The organism is Pedobacter sp. WC2501, assembly GCF_052682415.1.
In genome coordinates this window covers 4951520-4971717 of sequence record NZ_JBQZFI010000001.1, presented here as the reverse complement: position 1 = coordinate 4971717, position 20198 = coordinate 4951520, and the positions used below count along the sequence as shown (strand labels likewise).

The 20198-nt window shown below is 39.2% G+C and carries 12 protein-coding genes; 9 read left to right on the top strand and 3 right to left on the bottom strand.

Going from position 1 to position 20198, the window contains the following annotated elements; translation table 11 throughout:
• The first annotated feature begins 66 nt into the window (after window positions 1-66).
• Genes ACUN24_RS20970 through ACUN24_RS20960 form a run of 3 tightly spaced genes read left to right on the top strand, consistent with a single transcriptional unit; the run spans window position 67 to window position 7962 of the window.
• Window positions 67-3660: a hypothetical protein gene (locus ACUN24_RS20970; protein WP_445564289.1), complete on the top strand. Its 3594-nt coding sequence runs from the start codon at window positions 67-69 to the stop codon at window positions 3658-3660.
• A 7-nt stretch (window positions 3661-3667) separates the two neighbouring features.
• Window positions 3668-7210: an RHS repeat domain-containing protein gene (locus ACUN24_RS20965; protein ID WP_445564288.1), complete on the top strand. Its 3543-nt coding sequence runs from the start codon at window positions 3668-3670 to the stop codon at window positions 7208-7210.
• A 5-nt stretch (window positions 7211-7215) separates the two neighbouring features.
• Window positions 7216-7962 (top strand): hypothetical protein, encoded by a 747-nt coding sequence (locus tag ACUN24_RS20960; RefSeq protein ID WP_445564287.1) that lies wholly within the window; start codon window positions 7216-7218, stop codon window positions 7960-7962.
• A gap of 633 nt (window positions 7963-8595) precedes the next feature.
• Here the strand turns inward: ACUN24_RS20960 and ACUN24_RS20955 are convergent.
• The gene (locus ACUN24_RS20955; protein WP_445564286.1) at window positions 8596-8997 is read right to left on the bottom strand and encodes a hypothetical protein; all 402 of its coding nucleotides are present in this window, start codon (window positions 8995-8997) and stop codon (window positions 8596-8598) included.
• 884 nt (window positions 8998-9881) lie between these two features.
• On the opposite strand from ACUN24_RS20955, the gene ACUN24_RS20950 reads away from it, so the two are divergent.
• Entirely contained in the window at window positions 9882-10493 is a 612-nt protein-coding gene (locus ACUN24_RS20950; protein WP_445564285.1) for a class I SAM-dependent methyltransferase, read from the top strand.
• Between the two features lie 285 nt (window positions 10494-10778).
• Window positions 10779-11003: a hypothetical protein gene (locus ACUN24_RS20945; RefSeq protein ID WP_445564284.1), complete on the top strand. Its 225-nt coding sequence runs from the start codon at window positions 10779-10781 to the stop codon at window positions 11001-11003.
• Between the two features lie 627 nt (window positions 11004-11630).
• On the opposite strand, the gene ACUN24_RS20940 is transcribed toward ACUN24_RS20945, so the two are convergent.
• A complete protein-coding gene (locus tag ACUN24_RS20940; protein WP_445564283.1) occupies window positions 11631-12770 on the bottom strand; it encodes a hypothetical protein in 1140 nt (379 codons plus the stop codon).
• A gap of 172 nt (window positions 12771-12942) precedes the next feature.
• Between ACUN24_RS20940 and ACUN24_RS20935 the strand changes: the two genes are divergently transcribed.
• Entirely contained in the window at window positions 12943-13587 is a 645-nt protein-coding gene (locus ACUN24_RS20935; protein ID WP_445564282.1) for a sensor histidine kinase, read from the top strand.
• Window positions 13588-14227: 640 nt separating this feature from the next.
• On the opposite strand, the gene ACUN24_RS20930 is transcribed toward ACUN24_RS20935, so the two are convergent.
• The gene (locus ACUN24_RS20930; protein ID WP_445564281.1) at window positions 14228-16282 is read right to left on the bottom strand and encodes an Hsp70 family protein; all 2055 of its coding nucleotides are present in this window, start codon (window positions 16280-16282) and stop codon (window positions 14228-14230) included.
• Window positions 16283-16954: 672 nt separating this feature from the next.
• Between ACUN24_RS20930 and ACUN24_RS20925 the strand changes: the two genes are divergently transcribed.
• The 3 genes from ACUN24_RS20925 (at window position 16955) to ACUN24_RS20915 (ending at window position 20190) form a co-directional block, all read left to right on the top strand.
• Window positions 16955-18091, top strand: coding sequence for a hypothetical protein (locus ACUN24_RS20925; RefSeq protein WP_445564280.1), 1137 nt, complete (start codon window positions 16955-16957; stop codon window positions 18089-18091).
• 147 nt (window positions 18092-18238) lie between these two features.
• Window positions 18239-18427, top strand: coding sequence for a hypothetical protein (locus tag ACUN24_RS20920; RefSeq protein ID WP_445564279.1), 189 nt, complete (start codon window positions 18239-18241; stop codon window positions 18425-18427).
• Window positions 18428-18792: 365 nt separating this feature from the next.
• Window positions 18793-20190 carry a DUF4932 domain-containing protein gene (locus ACUN24_RS20915; RefSeq protein WP_445564278.1) on the top strand — a complete coding sequence of 466 codons (1398 nt, stop codon included), beginning with the start codon at window positions 18793-18795 and terminating at the stop codon, window positions 20188-20190.
• Window positions 20191-20198 lie beyond the last annotated feature (8 nt).

The window sequence follows — 20198 nt, the reverse complement described above, 5'->3', positions numbered from 1 at the left end:
CTCATTTATTTTAACTTATTTAGACACGGTAAAAATAATTAGCTATCTCAAAATTAACAGCTCTCTATGCGAACTTCACATTACGGCATGACCTTCATGCTGTTTTTTCTCACTAATTGTGTGCAGATTTTTGCCCAGCGCGGCCCAGGCGAAGATACCCCTGCTCATCAAAATCCCCAGCAGATCAATCTTACGCCAACGATGACCGCTCCCAATATCACATCGCTTGGTGTTTTTGGGGATATAAAGGTTGCTAAATATCTGGGGCACCCCGAAATCAGTGTTCCATTGTTCGATATAAAAAACAACGGGATTTCTTTACCGGTAAGCCTTGATTACAATGTTTCTGTAGTCAAACCTGATAGCCATCCAGGTTGGGCGGGTTTAGGCTGGGCGATGAATGTTTTCGGTGGTGGGGTCATTTCACGGAAGATCAGGGATAAAAACGATGAGAATGATAGGCCTTTCGCTGACAGGTTCATTCGTGAAACCCCACCCATATACCCGGGAGGGGGTTTTTACTCGCAAGTGAGCCGTACATATTTACAGGGGAGTGATTGGGATACGGCAACTCCAGATATAAGGCTTGCTTCCCAATATGATACGGAACCGGATGAATTTTCGTTCATGATAAATGGCTATAGCGGTAAATTTTTTCTGGATGAACAAGGGAAATGGCAGGTGCGCTGCGATCAACATATAACAGTTGAATTTCTCGACGAGTTCATTATGTCCCCCTTTCCTGTGCCGAATAGAAAGACTAGTGAAGTAGCAAACTCCTTTTTTTATTATAAACCTACTTTAAGGGCCTTCAAAAGATTTATTTTAACCGATGATCAGGGTATTAGGTATTTTTTTGGGGGCAGCAACGATTCTATAGAATATAACCTGACATACAATTCCCAGAACTGGGATGACTGGCTGGCCACATCATGGCATATTACTCAAGTTGTCTGGCCTGATGGCAGGCAGCTTGATTTTTCTTATGAAAGAGGCAAACTTCTCGTTGACCTTCAGGTGATCCAGTCCTATTCGGTAACGGGAGCCTACATAAACGGTACGCAGGATTGTGCGGCCCAGGTGGTTTCTGATCCGATCGGAGGGCAGGTCATTTCACCTATATATCTGACTTCAGTGAAGAGCTCCTGGGGAGATTTTTTGGATTTCTATAGTTCGAAATGCTATGATCCGTTCTATGCGTTTGATAATGTACTTATCCACCGTAATGAGAATTATTATGCGACGAGAACGTCAACAATCCGGGAGTTTTCGGGCGATATTCTTGACCTGAATAACGACCGGATGGGGTCACGAAAATTAGACAGCATCCGTTGGGGCAATTCCTCTGGGACGTTAAAAACAGTCAGGCTCAATTATACCACCCAGACACCATATGATCAGCGAGGACGTCTGATGCTGTACAGTGTTACAGAGGTGTCTGGTGAAGGTTTGGCGCAAAAGCCTTATCGGTTTGCATATTCGATAGAAGAGAGCAACAATGACAATTTTCCTGCTTATCTATCCGAAAAGTCTGATCATTGGGGTTTTTACAGCAATATGAAATCTTCAGTACTGGATTCGGCAGAGCTGTACCCTGCTGCCTATTATCAAAGCCGCTCAGCAACAACCGATGAAATAGTACTGCATACCAACCTGCTTACCCGCATGGTCTACCCAACAGGGGGAAGCACCAATTTTACCTATGAACAGGGCAGTTACAAGGTCTCACTAGATTCCACAAGGCAGGGGCTTTTAAATCACGGTTTGCTTTACGGTGGCGGGCCAAGGATAAAGACGATAACCGATAATGACGGACGGGATAATGTGGTCGGCAATAACGTCAGAAAGAAAAACTATTATTACGTGAAAGGCTATCTGCCTGGGGGGGCGCTTTCATCGTTCGAACCGAGCGGGATCTTGAACGGTGTTCCAAAATACAGCCATAAATATAAGGAGGACTACAATGTCACCTATCCAAATGGAGCAACTGATAATATCAAAGTGGATTATTCACTAAAGACCTCTAATGAAGTAATCCCGATAAACGATGAGTTCTATTATAATCCGATAGGTTATTCCGAGGTGGTCGAGATGGAAATGCCTGCAGCCAGTTCGCTTTTTGGGGACATAAACCCAGGGAACGGGTATAAGATTACCAAGTATACCGGTTTTGAAGACAACCATTTTGATGACCCGGCGACCCTGGTGAACCCTGCGTTTTTTCCTGACTATCCGGTGAGCTCAAGGGCCTTTGAAAGGGGAAGACAGAAAAGTGAGGAAATTTATACCCACGAAGGAAGACTGGTAGAATCCCACAAAATATCCTGGGGAAGCTCGACCATTGGCGCCGATATCAACAGGCCCCTCTGTGCCCGCTCCAAAAGGATTTCATCTTTCACCCGGTGCAGTTATTTAACCCCGATAGGTTCAGGTTCCCAGTATGATTCCTTTGAGGTGGGTGCCTACCGGCTTTATTATTATTCTTTCCGCCCGCTGAGGGAAGAAACGGTTAAATATTATGCTGACGGTTCCGCATCGGTACCTGTGGTCAGTGACTTTTCTTATGATGAAAAATACAGCGTACTGAGGGAAAAAACAGTGAACGGGAGCAGGGGAGAGCGGTATAAGACACGTTACCGTTATCCTTTTGATATTATACCGTATATTCCTCAGGAACCTTCGGTAAATCCATATTCGTATATGTGCCAGAGCAACATGATCGGTACACCGGTTGAGACCATCACCTCGACGGTATCCGAAGGGACTGAAAAAATCACCTCTGTTATGGTGAACAGCCTTAAAATGGCGAGTGTGATTATCCCTGGAACCGGGGTGAAGCGTTTGCCCCTCCCTTCTGCTGGCTATGTCCTTAAAAGCCCGAACGGGATACCTACCTATCAATACCAGAATTATCATGTCAATTTTCTGAACGGCTATGAGGAGGAAGTGTTCGATCCGAAATTGAACAGCAGGCTTGCTTATGCCTATGATGCCTGGGGAAAGATCGCTCAGGTGCTCAAAGTGGATGCAGGGCTTCCGCAGACGGTCCAGTCCTATCTCTGGGGCTATAACAGTCAGTATCCTGTTGCCGAAGTAAAAAATGCCGGCAGTGGGGACTTTGCTTTTACAAGTTTCGAGTGGGGCAAAGATACCGGGGGATGGACCTATCAGGATTCGGTTTCCTATGACACCCAGCGGATACCTGGAATTATTAAGGTTTCCAGTGCCGTCACCGGCGAAAATGTTTTTTTCTGTTCAACGCTCAACCATACGATCACCAAGGATGGCCTCGACCCTGCAAAGAGCTATATTTTGTCTTTTTATTCAAATGTAGCCATACCCAATATTAACGGAACCCTAAAAGCTAGCCGGGATATATTGGGATCGGATATGAAATATTATGAATATGAAGTTAACGGGGCGTCCAGTATTGATATAGATGGTCCCGAGCGGACCTACATTGATGAACTGAGGCTATACCCCACAGATGCACAGATGGCTACCTGGACATATACACCTGCAATAGGCATGACCTCAGCTACGGATGCGAACGGGCAGACTATTTATTACGAATATGATGGTTATCACCGTCTCAGATGTATCAGGGACGTTAGCCGGAATATTGTCAAGCAGTTTGATTATCACTACAAAGATCAATAATAGCGATATGAAAAGAGTGATGCTCCATCTGGTGTCTGCAATACTGTTTGCTGTAGCGCCTTCCTATGCCCAGACCGTTATAAAAAGCGTAGCGGACAAAGGATCTTCCAGGCCGGCCTTGTACAGGGCGGTGTTAAAGACAAAAACAGATTCAGTCCTTGGGGTAAAAGCAAAGGTCAGGATCGCGAATAAGTTACATGTTCTGTCGGCCGGATTCCAGGAACTGGGAACTTCTCCATCTTCCGACAAAAACTACATTATTACCTATACGCCGCGAAAAGCGAATATCATAAACCCTGCGGATGCGGGCAATCTGACATGCAATTTAATGGCATCTGTCCAGTACTTTGACGGGCTTGGCAGAGCCCTACAGACTATACAAATAAAGGGAAGCCCGGCACAAAGGGACGTAGTACAGCCCATTGCCTATAACTCTTATGGGCAGCAGGAGTTTAATGCACTTCCTTATGTAATCCCGCCTTCCGAGGTGAGCGATGGAAGTTTTAAGCCGGATGATTTTGTTTATGCACTGAACTTTTACTATGATCCTGCGGCCTATGGCGCCCCTGGTGTGAGCGCTAATCCTATGCCCATTTCTGTTAGCATATCCGAGCCTTCACCTTTGGGAAGGCTTATTGAAAAAGGTAGCCCGGGAGATGACTGGCAGCCCCTCTATAATGGGACAGATGATCTCGCGCATACTGTTCGTCTTTCATATGGGGTGAACAAAGCTGAGGGTGAGTATGCTGTAAAGTCTTTCCGTGCCGATGAGGTTTTAACGGCAGGGCAGGAGCATCAGCGGACATTAACAGGGCTGGGCAGTTATAATGCCGGTAGCCTTTACCTGAACGTTACCAAGGATGAGAATTGGACGGCCAGCGATGGGCTGGCAGGCCAGGTGCACGAATATAAAAACCTTGAGGGCCAGGTGGTGCTTAAACGGCTTTTTAACAAAAACCCGAACGGGGCCCTTGAAACGCTTTCAACCTATTACGTGTATGATGCAATGGGCCATCTCAGTTTCGTGCTTCCGCCCGGCGCGGGGGCGGACAGCAATGTCCCGGGCCAGAATGCGTTGGATGCCTGGTGCTATCAGTACCGCTATGACGGGATGGGGCGTATGATTGAAAAAAAACTGCCGGGAAAGGGCTGGGAGTTTATGGTATACAACAGGCTGGACCAGGCGGTGATGACCCAGGATGCTAACCAGCGGGGACTGAGCCCACAGCAGTGGCAGTTTTTTAAATATGATGCCCTTGGGCGTATGGTGCTTTCGGGGATCTGGGCTGATGACCTGCATGGAAACCAGGCAAATATAAACTACCGTAACGAACTTCAGGGGATTGTCTATAATTCCTCCCCTTGGGAGAAACGCGACGTTAATAATGCCGTTACAGGATATAGCAACAATGCAGCACCACAGGGTAGTATAGGCACTTACCATATCATGAACTATTATGATGGTTACAGTTTTCCCGGTAATCCTTTCGGGGGGGCAACAGGAAATCAAAACCAGAATGTGCATGCCCTATTAACAGGTAGCAGGGTCAATACGCTGGGCAGCGCGGATATGCTGGCAACTGTGAACTATTACGATGGGGAAGCGCGGATTGTCCAGAACAAAAGCCAGAACCATTTAGGTGGGATAGACGAGGTGACCAACACCTGGAGCTTTACCGATGAACTGCAGACGAGTATTCGGGTACATAGTTCCGGTAGCCAGTCTGTTCAGATCTATAACAGGTATGCATATGACCATATGGGGCGAAAGCTTGAGACCTGGCAAAGGATTAATAGTGGCGACAGCGTGCTCTTGGCAGCTTTAACGTACAACGAAATTGGACAACTGACGAATAAACAGATCGGCAACAATCTGTTAAATACTGATTTTAGTTATAACGAGCGCGGATGGCTGGCTGAAAGCAGCTCTCCCAAATTTTCTATGCATCTGGCCTATAACAATGGTGCCGGTGCCCAGTGGAACGGTAATATTTCTGGCATGAGCCTGTCGGCTACCATGGTCAGTAATCCCGGTGTAAGGACTTTCGGATATACTTATGACAAACTGGACCGTTTGGTGAATACTTCATCTACCGGTAATGAGCTGGACGAGGCGGTGAGCTATGATGTAATGGGGAACATTGCCCAGCTCAACCGCGGAGGCGTAGGGGGAGGTCAGTTAAATTATATTTATAATGGTAACCAGTTGAGTACGGTTACCGGTTACAGTCCCCGCAGTTACAGCTACGATGCCAATGGGAACGCTATGAGTGATGGAATGGGCAAAAGCATCACCTATAACTCCCTTAACCTGCCAAAAACGGTCAGTCAGCAGAACAATAGCAGTATAATTGAAGCTGCTTATATCTATGATGCGACAGGCCGGAAACTGAGGAACAGTGGGACAGATGGCGTGCGCGATTATATTGGAGGAATAGTTTACCATGATAATGTTCTGGATTTTATTGGTACAGAAGAGGGAAGGGTAACTTTCCGTAACGGTATCTGGAACTATGAGTACAACCTCGAAGACCACCTTGGTAATACACGGGTAAGCATTGATAACTACAACGGTACTGCAAGGATTATCCAGGAGGATGAGTATTATAGCTTTGGACTGAAAAAGCCCACTGGCAGTTATGATCTTTCGAACAATAACCGTTACCTTTACAATGGAAAGGAAATACAGACGGATCTGGCCAACCAGTATGATTATGGGGCGAGGTTCTATGATCCGGTGATTGGGAGATGGAATGTGGTTGATCCTTTAGCCGAGAAGGGGAGAGAATTGTCACCGTACAGCTATGGCTTTGATAATCCAACATCTCATATTGATCCAGATGGGATGTGGCCAAATCCGGTAGTTATATTATACGATGCATTATTTAGAAAATTTACGTCAAATACTACAGGTAGATTTGTTCAGACTGCGGCAAGTAATGGTGTTTTTAACTCCGGTGGGATAGGTATTACGAAAGTAGGTAGGGTTTTTGAAAATGCGGTAATAAATTCATTAGGAGAAAATAAGAATACAAAGTCTTTTAGTTCTTCTGCTTTTGGGCCAAAGGTTATTCCCGATATGGTTGGGGGTAGTGCTGTAAGATCCATTGATTTAGGTAATCCCAGAAACATAGAAACAAAAATGACTTATTTTCCCCAAGGTTCTTTCCTTGAAGTGAAATTTAAATCTAGTGTGTCATTGAATGACCCAAATAATCCGGGTCAAATAAAGGGGATGATAGACGTTTTAAGTAATATGAAAGGTGGTTACGAAGACGGAAAGTTTAATCCTAATATTAAAGCATCAGATTATGGAGCCGCAAAACTTACATTGGTCACTCCTTCAAATGCTACCATTGCTGCTGATCTAATTGATTATGCTACCTCTAAACATGTGAAACTATATCAGAGGGTTACACAACAAGATACAGAAGACTCCTCACGAATTCGCGTAGCCCCTGGTATCAAGGCATTGAATTTTATAAATACTGGTAGCCCAACGATTAACGTTCCTAAAGGACCTGGACAATCGACCGAAACCAAATGGTAGTTGAGATGATGAAATCAAATAAAATATTGACAATATTATTTAGTTTTTTAGTAATATCGTCTTGTAAATTAAATAGCAAAACTGAAAAAATGGATAATATCGAATTAAGCAATGGGATATTCATCAAATGTAAATCGCTTAGTTTTAATGAATTTGAAACTTTAAAATTAACTGTATCCGGAGGTCCGATAGAAAAGTTTAGAAAGCAATTTGGCGTTGAGGTTTATCAATTAAACAATCAAGATGTAATCGCTAATGAAGGTGATTATTATATGCTTTTTGATAATGTTGATGATGTTGAGAGGGTTCTTGTAGACAATCAGACGTCACATGGAACGGAAATCTTGAGCAATAAAAATCCTTTTGGGAAGGACTTTCCTAACAATACCCATTCATTGATAAAAGAATTAATAGATACTTTATCTGTCAAGTATGTGCAATCTGATGAACAACTATTAAAGGATTTAGATTATAAACTCGATAGGCTACCCAATATATCTGAATTTAAAAAGAAACATCTTCTGAATTTTATTGCCGTTATTGGTGAGGTTTTGCTGAAAGAAAATAAGAGTGAATGGGAAATGATATTAAGTTCAGACGGTAAGACATGGAACCCATACCTACGATCTACCGGTAGGCCAATAGAATTTTTCACTTATCTTTACGAAGATATCTACACGAATGGAAACCTTAAGTCTTCGCTTTTTGAAGTGTATCAAACAGTTATTGAAATAGAAAAAAATCGGAGATAGTTTAAAAGTACTTCAAGGCCTTTCCAGGAGGATGATTATTATAGCTTTGGGCTGAAAAAGCCCACCGGCAGCTATGATCTTTCGAACAATGACTGTTACCATTTACAGTGGAAATGAGATACAGGCGGACCTGGCCAACCGGTAAGATTACGTTGTAAGCTGGAGATTTTGCTGAAGCTGGTTCTTCCCCAATTTTGGTGGCATGGTAATCGATTGTGTCACAGATGAACCATAGTTATTTTTAAACGGAGTAATATTGTCCTGTCGAAACGGATACTTTTTTATGACGGCTTATGGAGTGGTTTAGTATAGGTATTGCTATTCGGGTGATGTTAAGGCTTCCTGATTGTGATTTGACTTGGATAAAATGGTTATCGGTAAAAAAGGTGGGCTAGATGTGGGATGACTGATGTTGGCGTAGGCAGTATTAGGCATGTTCCATTTCACCATATGGAGATCATTGCTTTTGGAAGGCATTTTATTAATTATATCAGAGAGGGAAGGCCATGACCATTTCAATGGATAGCCAGTGAAAAAATCAAAAGCAATTTTCCTTCTTTCCACGGTCAGATTTTTTGCAGGTCCACAAGTAAACGCGTCAAACGGGAACTACGAGATTGATATGGAGTTTAATCAGGGGGAAGGGATATCACTGCTTAACAAAACGGGATAAAAAGACCGGGAAGAATGGGACTTTAGGTATTCAAGTTTGTATAAGAAATCTTCAGATAATGCGCTGTTGAATAGTTTGGATAAAAAAGTCTCCACCATATCCACATCCGCAATAGCCATAGAATCAAAAAGCAGCATCCTTTGGAATTCTGCATTGGTATGTAAAATGCAGATATATTTTCCAACAATGTTTATACTTACGACGTCATCGGTGTATATAGATTTCCGTATTTCTATATCCTGGGCATATTCTTCTCCAAAATGCTTGATGTTTTTGGAAATTTTATCCGGATCTTGAGTGTAGCTCAGAAAGCCGTGATTGTTGTCGGCATCTATGTATAATACGATTGGGTCCTGGTTCATAGAGGTTAGTTTCTTAAACTTAAGAAACCCCGGGAATAAAAACAAGTGGTTTTTATATTTTGGAGGCTATTGGTCAGAATGGCAGGGTTGCCATACTTTTTTATGGCCATATATAGTATCAGTATTTTTTCCTGAATTTCACTATTGGTTATAATCCGGTCATCTATGGGACAAAGTTCTTATCTCGATAAACAGTTTCATATTCATTTCTATAATTGGTTTTATGATAGCTGATGAAGATTTGTTTGTTTGTTTGTTTCGGTAAAATGGGCTGTTGGTTGGTTGGTATTAAGAAATGGCTTGGATTGTTTTTGGCTGTCCCCTGCGGGCCGGGCCATCTGCTGTATCTTTTGTTCCAAAAGGATGCCGCGTCTGTCCCTGACAGGACAGTTTGTATGCAAGATAGGGATGTTAATTAATAATTTCTTTTGGTCTAAGCTTCCTCTATTTCGGAACTATTTCCTATTTTCGCGCTGCAGAGCTATTTGGTCTGCACTTTTTATCTAAACTAGCGCTATCAGGATTGATGCGCTTTTTTTGTAAACTGATACATTTGTGCTGTGGACAAGGGTATTAATATAGGCAGGGATGGGGTTGTTCGACTTTCTGCGTTTGGAGCATTTGCTGATTAAGCCGAGACGTTCCTATCAAAAGACAACAAACTCAAAACATTGGCTGCATAAATATCCTAACTGATACAAAAACCGGAAAGCTGCCTGTAAATATGAGTTCTGGGTTAGTAATATAACCTACTGAAAACGAAATTAAGCTACTTAAGTAAATAGGGTAGGTGTAATGGCTGATGTAAGAGATTAGTTGCTTAAAATATTATTTCTTGGGGATAGCGATTTAATACCAGACCGATTGTAGTTATCTTTACAAAGATGAAAAGCGAGCATATACAGGAAATCTTCGGAAACATTGATATTTATTTATTCGACCAGTTACTAAAAGGTACCTATGATGAGTGTAAGACTGTTTTGGATGCTGGATGTGGAACAGGAAGAAACCTGCTTTACTTTTTAAGAAGTGGTGCACAGGTTTATGGGGTAGATCAAAATCCTGAAGCTATAGCAATGCTTAAAAATGTAGCCAGTGCTTTTCCCCATATCAATCCCGAGGAAAACTTCAGCATAGCGCCTGTAGAACAATTACCATCTGAAAATGAAAGTTTTGATCTGGTCATTAGTTCTGCCGTACTCCACTTTGCTGAAAACCAGGAACATTTTGAAGCGATGTTAAGCTCCATGTGGCGCGTACTTAAACCCGGTGGATATTTCTTCTGTCGGTTGGCCTCGGAAATCGGTATTGAATCGCTGGTCCGTTTTATCGGAAATGGGAGGTACATTCTTCCGGACGGATCAGAGCGCTTTTTAGTCAACCAGGAAATGCTGGTCAGGCTCACCAAAAAACTTGGCGGACAACTTCACGAACCCATCAAGACGACCAACGTGCAGAACATGAGAGCCATGACCACTTGGTGCGTGCGGAAATAACAATCGGGTTTAAAAAGTTTAGTATAGCATATCAGATGTATGATTTTGGTTTATTGAATAAAAGCAGGAATCTGCCATTGTCTTTACTAGCGGACTTCCAAAACCACCCGCTAGTCCAACCATTTAGTAATCAGTCATCGGTGATTTATTTTTGGTACTTGTGGAATTGAAGGTTGCAGCCAAAACTGTTTTGTACTACTTTTATCCCGTGCTCGAAACCAGAACAGACCAAAAACGTCTAACCTGGACAAATTAATCGATTCCTTTATTGAAATCATCAGATCGATGCTGATCAACTCGGAAACCCCATATACGCTGCAAAAAAAAATACTGAAAACATTTCAGCAGGATAACGCAGAAATAGCGATAAAACATGTGCGCGGGCTACTCCATATGACCGATAGTACAGTAAAGGCACATTGGGGTTTTGAAACAGAATTCAGGGAAGCGCAACTCTCCAGTGAAGAAAAAAAGCTTACCTTCATCTACCCAAGAAAATCAGTGATCTAATGGCAGATGTGCTCATCTATATTTTAGAAGATAAGCTTAGGATAATGGGAGAGGATGTTTTCAGGTAGATGCTGATCATCATGCTTAAGTTAAGATTACAGATATTAAACAAGATGTTGTAAAACATTATCTTATTTTTGTATCTTTAGTTATTATGGCAACAAGATCAAAAACAGCACGGTCGGGAAGAAGTAGATGGCCTGGTTTTAAGCCAGTAGAGAAAACCACAGGAAAGAATAAACAGCAGAACCTTTAAGAATGCTGGAAGCTCATCAAACCAGTTTGGTTTTTGATATGGAGGTTTTTTTGGAGGCATTAACTAAAACAGTTCGACAAATATAACATTTCAGCACGCTTTCTTACTGGACTGGCTTAAGCTTCGGAAATACCTAAGCTTATTTAAAATCATTAACAATATAGAGTTGGTCCGAAAGGATTCGAAGACAAAACATGTGCTTAAAACACCATTTTGTTGCAAAAAGTTTGTTTTTCAGGAATCGATACTGTTAATAGCAACATAGATGCTGAAATAAATTTTGCATGACGATCTTCCGAGAAAAAGGAATTAAAATCAAATTTAGGTTAAAAAGATGCGTGACAAGATGGGGCATGTAAGTAATTGATTTTTTATTTCACAAGCACAAATGGATTTTGATTGTCTCCCGTCCATTTATATTTGTGTATGGTGCTTTGTTGTTGCCCATCCTTTGCTTTTTCCTGATGTGAGATATAAAACAATCCATCGCCTAGGGGACACAAGCCGGTGGCGCCCCATGGAAAAAACCATCCGCGGATACCCGATTTGACATCTTTAACCCCAGCCTCCAATAAAGAAAGTGTTTTAACCTTTATTTCCTGGCCATCAGACGACATAAGATCATCTTTAGGTTTCCTTTTGCCGTTTATCACAAATAAATCGTAATTCGGGAGTTGCGTTTTGGTGCCATGGTATACCGCTGCAAATAAATTCCCGGTAGAGGGATCATAAGCCAGGTTCTGAATACCATAACGGGTATTGCCTGTTTTTACAAAATATTTCTCCAATGGTTTTTCTGGTCCGGAATGATGCAGGTTTTCCTGGGATAATGGCTGTACATATTTTCCCCAGTCGCTTACATCATACTGCAAAATCACCTGGTGCTCGTTATCCGTTCTAACTGTATCTCCATAAATGCCGTAGGCCACATATAAAAACTTTTTAGCTGCCTTTGTACTTCCTATCGCAGGTGCAAAGGCCAGGCCATCTATGCCTGAACAGGCAAAACGATGTGGTATTTCTTGATCACCTACTTTAACCTTTGCAGTATAATCATTCATCGCTTCTTTGAGGTAAACGGTGCGCAGCAGATCTTCTTTTTCTGCATTCATATTTGGCCGCACAATACGCGACACATCGAATATGGCAATATAAAAGCCTTCCTCGTTAGCCATTTGACCACCTAACTCTTTTTTTATCCCCTTGCCAATGGCGTCGTTTTTATATTCCAATGAACCGTAAATTTTCCCGTCGTCAGCAAAATCGAGATCGCCCAGATGACCAACAAAACCAGTTACGCTACCGATCAATTTGCCAGAAAGATCTGTTTTGATCAATCTATCGGTAAATGAAAAATAAACATATCCCTTTATTTGATCTACCACTACGCCTTGCACATGTAAGCCGCCTTGTTTTCCTGAGTATATCGAATCAGGTAAATTTGTGGTTTGAGATTGTGATCTCTGTATAAAGGATGCTATGAGTAAGAGAGACAGGATTATTTTTTTCATCTGGCGGCTTGCTATCGGATTTCAAATTTACGTGGCAGTTCGCATATCCGATAATAAAAGGTGTTAACTTTATGTTATTAAGCAACTGTTTGGCTTAAAACCATTAGAATAATTTCTGCAATAAGGTTTCTTTACGTTGCGGCGAGACCTCCACCTCCGCACCGTCAAGCAAATGCTTTCTGAAAGCGAATTAAAAGCCATACGCTCACAGATGAATCCACATTTTATCTTCAATGTGTTAAATTCTATCGAATCATACATTATGGATAACGATAAAAAAATAGCTTCACGGCTAATCCAGAAGTTTGCTGCCTTAAGCCGTTTGATCCTTGAAAACTCAACCAAAAGCCTGGTTACCGCCGATCGGGAATGGAAAGCCATTAAACTTTATACCGAGTTAGAGTCCATGCGTTACGACCATGCTTTCAGTTATACCTTTACGGTGAATGAAGCGCTGGAGCTTAAAGAATTTTTGCTGCCGCCAATGCTGATACAGCCCTTAATCGAAAATGCGATTTTACATGGGCTAATCGAATCGCCACAACCCGATGCGCATTTGGATGTAGCTTTAAATATGGCGGCAGACCATGTTTGCATAAGGGTTACCGATAATGGAGTGGGTTATCAGAAAAACACCAAACCTTTGCTTCCGAAAGGTATAAAAGAGAAATCGATCGGGCTTAAATCTATTTTAGAAAGGGTGGATATGATCAACAGGCAAAACAACAGTTATAAGGCCAGTTTTGATATCCGATTGGGAGAAAATGAACGTGGTACAATCGCCACCATTTGTTTACCAGTTATCAAGGTAGTATAAATTCCAACTTACAAAGGGGGAAATTAAATGTTACTGCTTGGTATTTAATATCTCAGCTTAAAGGCAGCGAAATAGAGAAAATGCTTCCCTGATCAACTTCGCTTACATAGTTTTCAAGCCTTAAAGTCGATATTACAGTATGTCTTGTCCTGAAAACAGCTTGTCATTAAAAACTGAGGAATGGTGCACTGAAGTCCATCGAAACGCAATCAGTTTATCTTGGAGCAATAGCCCGGTAGAAGGCAATATAAAAAAGGCAATGATATATTACTTTACACCAAGTAAAATGATTGCCTTTTCAAACAAATATAATCCAAGATTGGTCAAAATCAAGATTCCACAAAAAGAAAAGCCCCAAATTGGGGCTTCGATACGGTAGAATAAACGGGCTACTTAAGTTTGGTTACAGATGCATTCTCCAGAAAGATAATTGGTTCTCACCTGCATGAAAGCCTCTAAAGGAGCTTTTTGGATGTTGTCAAGTTGCTCATTTAGCAACCCTGGGCAACCCTACAAAATTTTGCACATTTATTTTCTTTAATGCAGCATTTGTATACTTTACCCCATCCAGTACTTTTGTTACTGCCACGAGTGAGGAGATCAGATCATAAAGTTAAAACAACTTTGCCTTAAATCACCATTAATTTAAGTTTATAATCTTTGAAAACTCAAGTGCTTCGTTACAGACTTTTATTTTAATTTGGCTATTAACATTTATATCCGTAATTATTTTAATATGATTTGCACCAATATGCAAGGGTATATCGACATGGATCAAGTCATATTCAACGTTATCACTTATACTAGTTTCGAAGAGATGTATCCGGCATTTTTGCTTTGCCGTTTTGTGCTGGACTACAAAGGTCTCATTAGAATAGACGGGGAGAGTCGATGTTGGCTTAAACAGATTTTCTCGATAACCGTTTTCAACTGAATCTACGGATATTTCCTTAAAGCCGCTTAGCCGGCCTTCTTTTGTCGACGTTGCAACAGTGATAGCTGAATTAAAAACATTTAACACAAGAATTTGGTTGCAAAAGCCCTGTAAAATCCCAGCATGTTCCGCATTTCCTATAGTAACAGCATTTTCACAGAACTCATCAATAATTTCTATTCCTTGAAAAACGGATTCTACAGCTTCCCTAACTGTGAATATTTTGGAACCTTGACCAGACAATATAATTTTTGAAATTTTTGAATCCGAGCCACTTTTAAAGAAAATATTTTTTAGATAATCTTTAATTTTTCTATTCTGGTTTTCGGTGATTTTTGAAAAAAGTGTACGAGTAATCTCAATTTTTAAATCAATTAAATTACCATTTTGGTTTTGCAGGTCTTGAATGATAAATGTTGCTGTCTCTGCTTTACTTAATATTTTTTTCACCCGCTCTGCTTCATAAAGGTATGCAGAATAATCTTCGATCAATATCATTGGAAATTGCTGATTCATGTAGTTTTTGACATAGGCTAAAATAGCCTCATCAAAATCAAACCCCCCTAAATTATTATCACCGAATACGCGTTTGGTGTCATACACATTATCCTGAATTTCTAAAACTGAGATATCAAATGTTCCACCTCCTAAATCGATTGCAACTATCGTATTTAATTCTTCACCTGCTATATATTCCGAATGTTTGGCAAATGTGCTACTTGCGGCCGTACCTTCATCGATGATTCGGACAACCTTTAGGCCAGCCTCTTCAAAAGACTCCCTTAAACACTTAGTTTGTAGTAGGTTGAAGTTAGCCGGCTTAGATACTAACACGTTGAAAAATTCGGTTCCATAGATTTCTTCAGCATTCAGTTTTAAGGATTTAATTATTAATGTAGCAATTTGTTCGGGACTATATAATTGCTGGAAGATATTATATTGTTGCTTACTCCCTAATGACCGTTTAACGTTCGATACGGTAACAAGCGAATTAGTCTTTACATACTTAAAAGGGGAATGTCCTACTATAAATTTTCCTTCTCTAAAAAAAGTAACTGTAGATGGTATAAGTATGTCGCCTGCATAATTGGGAACAAAATCCATAAAACCATTTGGTTTCATTACTGCGACAGTTGAGTAACTCGTTCCGAAGTCTATCGCTAGAATAGGGTTTTTTCCAAGATAAATTTGTCTTAAGTGCTGGTTTTTTACCCTAATTTCCTTCTCGAAAAGAATTAACGAGTTGGCGTCTTTACCCAATTTGCAACCAAATTTCTCTAGTAAATCACCGGGTTGGAAAAGATGGTGTTGAAATGCAATCCTAACATCGTAATTATTAGTGATCAATGCGCACAATTCGTCATAGGAGATTATTGTAATCTTTGGAATTATATATAAATATCTTTGTTTAAGATATTCTATTTTGTCCCTTCCGCCAATGGTCTCCACAGCTGATAAAATACAGTTCGTTACAAAAATGTAGTGCTCGGGCTTTTTGATATGTGGCTGCTCTATAAATTTAGCCATTTCTCCTTTAAAACTTTTTTCCACCCAAGCATATTTATCCCCAGTTTTCGAATCTCTCATTTTATATTTCGCCTGCACAACAGTGTATTGATCGTGATATCGACAGGTCAATTCTCGACCACCATCTGGACCCAAGCCAAATACAATACTCTCATCGCCTAGGATGTTTTGGTACAAAGACTGGACTAGGCGTTCAAATTCAGATGGTGAAAACTTATAAAAATCATATTCCATTAGCTATATCGATTAGCGTCTTGTTAATTGGTATCTTACGTATAAATATAAATATAAATATTCTCTCAGCACAGCGTCAAACTCACATTACACGTTCCATGATTATTCTTTTGTGTGTTTTCTTTTACGTTACACCAATAGATCTCTGGGCGGCTTACCGTCTAGATGCACTTATAAAGCTACATTATTTGTCAATGCTATTTAGTGAGTTATAACTTATTTACGTATAGGGGCTGCCGAGTAGGGAAAATAGATCGTCAAATGGAATATTAGCTGATTCTTTCGGCAACATTCCTTCTTTTTAGAACAATATATACTACATATTCTAAATGATGCCTTTAGGCCATCTTGGACAAAAACTGGATCAGTAACTTCGTTTGCCCCATATTTTTCTTTCACCGGTGCACTGATTAATACAATCAAACTTCTCTGGCGGAACGAATATTAAAGACTATTGCATTTCAACAAAGTTATTTTTCGTCATTTCAAAATACAAAGCACTTGTCTAAGCGCTTGAAATTTGATAGATTGCTTTTGATTTAGGCTTAATATTTTTCTTTTGTAAGCCCTTGTACCTTTGATACAATTTGGTATCTTATGATAGTTTTTGTTGTGTGTTCTAAAAAAAATGGTTAAGCAAAAGCTCTAAAATCCTTTTAATAAGAAGAAGTTATGAACCCAAAGGAAATTTTTTGTAATGAAGTGATCATTTCTGTAATGAAAGAAAATGATTCCAATCCAATTTCTATAAAGGAATTGGAACTTCTCTTATTGGAACAACGAGAATATGTTATCGAATACGGAATAAAAAATTTTTCAATTGCCTTTGATGGTTATGATTTCATTCATGAAGGTATAGAGCACCTAAAATCTGTTTTGGGACTTATTAAGTTCCCATTACACACGAACATTCAATTGTATATCTATACCAATGGCGCAATCTTGACAAAGGACTGGGCTTTATCCTTTAAAAAATACAACATTCTCATAAAGATATTTAACGAAAGCTACCTGAAAGTATCCAATAACTTGGATGTTATAAGGAACAGCCAAGTTAAAGTATTAACTAAGGGAATAGGCATCTTAAATGTACCTGGTTTGGAGGTTAATTATGAACTAATTTCTGTGATCGACTATAGAGCAGATCCTTCTATTATCTATAATTTCATAAAAAGACACGCTATAAAGCGGCTTGAGTTTGTTTTACCGGAAGCAAATCACAATTCTTACCCAGTCTATAAAACCGTTGGTCACCACCCCGCACCTTATGGAAAATGGCTCTCTGAATTTTTTGAATTATGGTATAAAGATAACGATAAGCCTTTCATTAGGATGTTTAACCAATTAATAAACCTTACTTTTGACCAGGGTGTAGTTTCACAAACATTTGGCAATTCCTATAATCGTCGTATTTATCTGGATAGAAATGGTTATTCTGGGATTAGAACATCATTAAACAATTCAGGTGCTGTTCCTACACTAAATGCGGTTTATGGCAATGATTATAATTATCAAAATTTTCACGCTAAAAAGAAACTTTGTTCGGTCTGTTCCCATTGTTTAATCAAAAAAAACTGTGGTGGCGGAGCATTTTCGACCCGTTTCTCAATGGATCGGAGTTATGATAATCCATCAGTCTATTGCTTAGATTTATTAAAAATAATATTGTATATTTTTAATAAACTTATTGCAGAACTACCGAATAACAAAAGAGACCAATTAGATCTTGATTTTTTATCCATTGAGGAAGCGATGCGAGCAATTGATGACATAAGAATTAAAAACACCTCCAAATACATTAAGTTGTAACATCTATAATTATTCCAGGAGAAATTATTATGTATTAACGTTTTTTTTAATCCATTGATTTTGATAAGTTTAAAAAAAATATTTATATTAGATTAGGGGTTGCCGAAAACCTTAAAAAGAGTAGGCGTACATTCAAATCTTATAATTATGTTCTATTCTTCTAAAAAGAAAGATGAAAAAAAAATTTCATTAGATGACTTCAAGGCAGGTGCTAAATCTGTTGAGTCTGCCCAAATTCTAGAAATGATCACAGGTGGTATTGCCGATGATTGTCATGTAGAATCTACTCCAATAGGAGGAGGCGGCGGCGGAGGTCGTAACTCAGGTTGCTATTAAGCATTGGTTAATCTTGCGAATTAAGGGTTGGATTTTGATAGCTATTGATTTTTAGCGACTTGCTATTTTTAAGATTAATTTCCCTCTTATAATGTGGTCAAAGGAACTTAACAATTAATAGGTAACCTCAAAATTAGTAATTATATAGTCAGACAATATCATTAAAAGCAAGAGCTCAATAACTTCTTTTATTAATAATGAATGTTTGAAGTTCAAGATGTAGTTATTACGATAAAAACGGTTATACATTTCTTATCCTCTTTTTATAGATTTTGCCTTAAAGTATATAATTACAGTAACCAAAACTCTAACACTAAGTTGATTCTCTCTAGAGAATCAGCTTATGTTATTCTTGTAAAAAAAATATGCAGACACTTTCAGCCTTTATTGTATTAGTATTTTATTGTTCAATATCAGGATGTCAAACACTTACAAAAGGTATAAATACCAATCTGCAGGTAATTAAATCTAATACTCCTTTCATCAAATATAGAATTAATGGATCCAGTAGAAATTGGGCGGTGAGCCCCAAAATTAATCCAGATATACTTAAATTCGAATGCATTAAAAATATAAATAGAGTAGAGTTTATTTCAGATGTGGACTCCATAAGTTTTATAATAAAACCAAAAGATACTATCAGGTTTGCCATTGCAATTAATAAAGATACTGCAATAACCGAAATTATTGGAATATCTAAGAATGTTAATTTTGATAATCAGTACATCAATAAATTTAACGACAAGATTACTATTGATGTTCCGGAAGTAAGTGAACTGACCAATATTTTACTTGCTTTATCCGTAAAAGGCCGGCAGGACTCCAATATGATTAACATGACCACCCCATATTACCATAACGTTATACAGCACTTTTCCAGTTTCAAAAATGAACCGATAATGAATTGGATTAACACCCAGATGCAGTTAAAAGATGAAACTGAAAAATATAATTTTTATTATGATATGAAAATGGATGCATGCGGCTATTATTTTACTCCAGCTGGGGCTATAAATCAAGATTCTTCTATACTTCATATGGGCTTTAATGAAAACCTGAATGTAATCAGTGATAACAAAAAGAAACTTGAAGATTTTGCAAAAAAGACAAATTTCAGAAAATTTTATACTGATAATAAATTTTTATATGATTCTTTGAAGCTTCAATACAAAAAAACATTGCCAATAAAGAAAATGAAACAATGGTTAGAGCATCATTTCCCCACTAAATACAATTACTATAAAGTAACTTTTTCGCCTCTAGTATACGGAGCTCATTCTACAATGAGTTATACTGATAATAATTTCAGTGTTGTGGCAGCGTTCGTTGCTCCAATATTTTACAATTCTAAATATTCCCAACAGGTAAATGGAATGATCTCAGCTAGAGTACTGTTTACCGAACTTGACCATAATTACGTAAATCCTGTAACCGATAACTATCGAGATGCTGTGAACGAGATATTTAAGAAAAGAGAAAAGTGGGCTCGTGGCTCCCGCTCACAATATTACCCAGATGCTTATTTAGTTTTTAATGAATATATGACTTGGGCTGTTTTTACCTTGTATTGTTATGATAATTATTCCAATGTAGATTTTGAAGCCTACATGGAAAAAACAGAAAAATTTATGGACATTAAACGTGGTTTTATAAATTATCAAAAATTTGATCGCGCTTTATTGGATATATACAAAAAAAATAAAGGGAAAAAGACGGTTAGTGAATTATTTCCACTAATATTAAAATGGTGTTCAACTCAGTAAACAATCTA

Coding starts and splice junctions, on each gene's coding strand:
- ACUN24_RS20970 (WP_445564289.1), top strand. CDS start 67: ATGCGAACTTCACATTACGGCATGACCTTCATGCTGTTTTTTCTCACT.
- ACUN24_RS20965 (WP_445564288.1), top strand. CDS start 3,668: ATGAAAAGAGTGATGCTCCATCTGGTGTCTGCAATACTGTTTGCTGTA.
- ACUN24_RS20960 (WP_445564287.1), top strand. CDS start 7,216: ATGATGAAATCAAATAAAATATTGACAATATTATTTAGTTTTTTAGTA.
- ACUN24_RS20955 (WP_445564286.1), bottom strand. CDS start 8,997: ATGAACCAGGACCCAATCGTATTATACATAGATGCCGACAACAATCAC.
- ACUN24_RS20950 (WP_445564285.1), top strand. CDS start 9,882: ATGAAAAGCGAGCATATACAGGAAATCTTCGGAAACATTGATATTTAT.
- ACUN24_RS20945 (WP_445564284.1), top strand. CDS start 10,779: ATGCTGATCAACTCGGAAACCCCATATACGCTGCAAAAAAAAATACTG.
- ACUN24_RS20940 (WP_445564283.1), bottom strand. CDS start 12,770: ATGAAAAAAATAATCCTGTCTCTCTTACTCATAGCATCCTTTATACAG.
- ACUN24_RS20935 (WP_445564282.1), top strand. CDS start 12,943: ATGCTTTCTGAAAGCGAATTAAAAGCCATACGCTCACAGATGAATCCA.
- ACUN24_RS20930 (WP_445564281.1), bottom strand. CDS start 16,282: ATGGAATATGATTTTTATAAGTTTTCACCATCTGAATTTGAACGCCTA.
- ACUN24_RS20925 (WP_445564280.1), top strand. CDS start 16,955: ATGAACCCAAAGGAAATTTTTTGTAATGAAGTGATCATTTCTGTAATG.
- ACUN24_RS20920 (WP_445564279.1), top strand. CDS start 18,239: ATGTTCTATTCTTCTAAAAAGAAAGATGAAAAAAAAATTTCATTAGAT.
- ACUN24_RS20915 (WP_445564278.1), top strand. CDS start 18,793: ATGCAGACACTTTCAGCCTTTATTGTATTAGTATTTTATTGTTCAATA.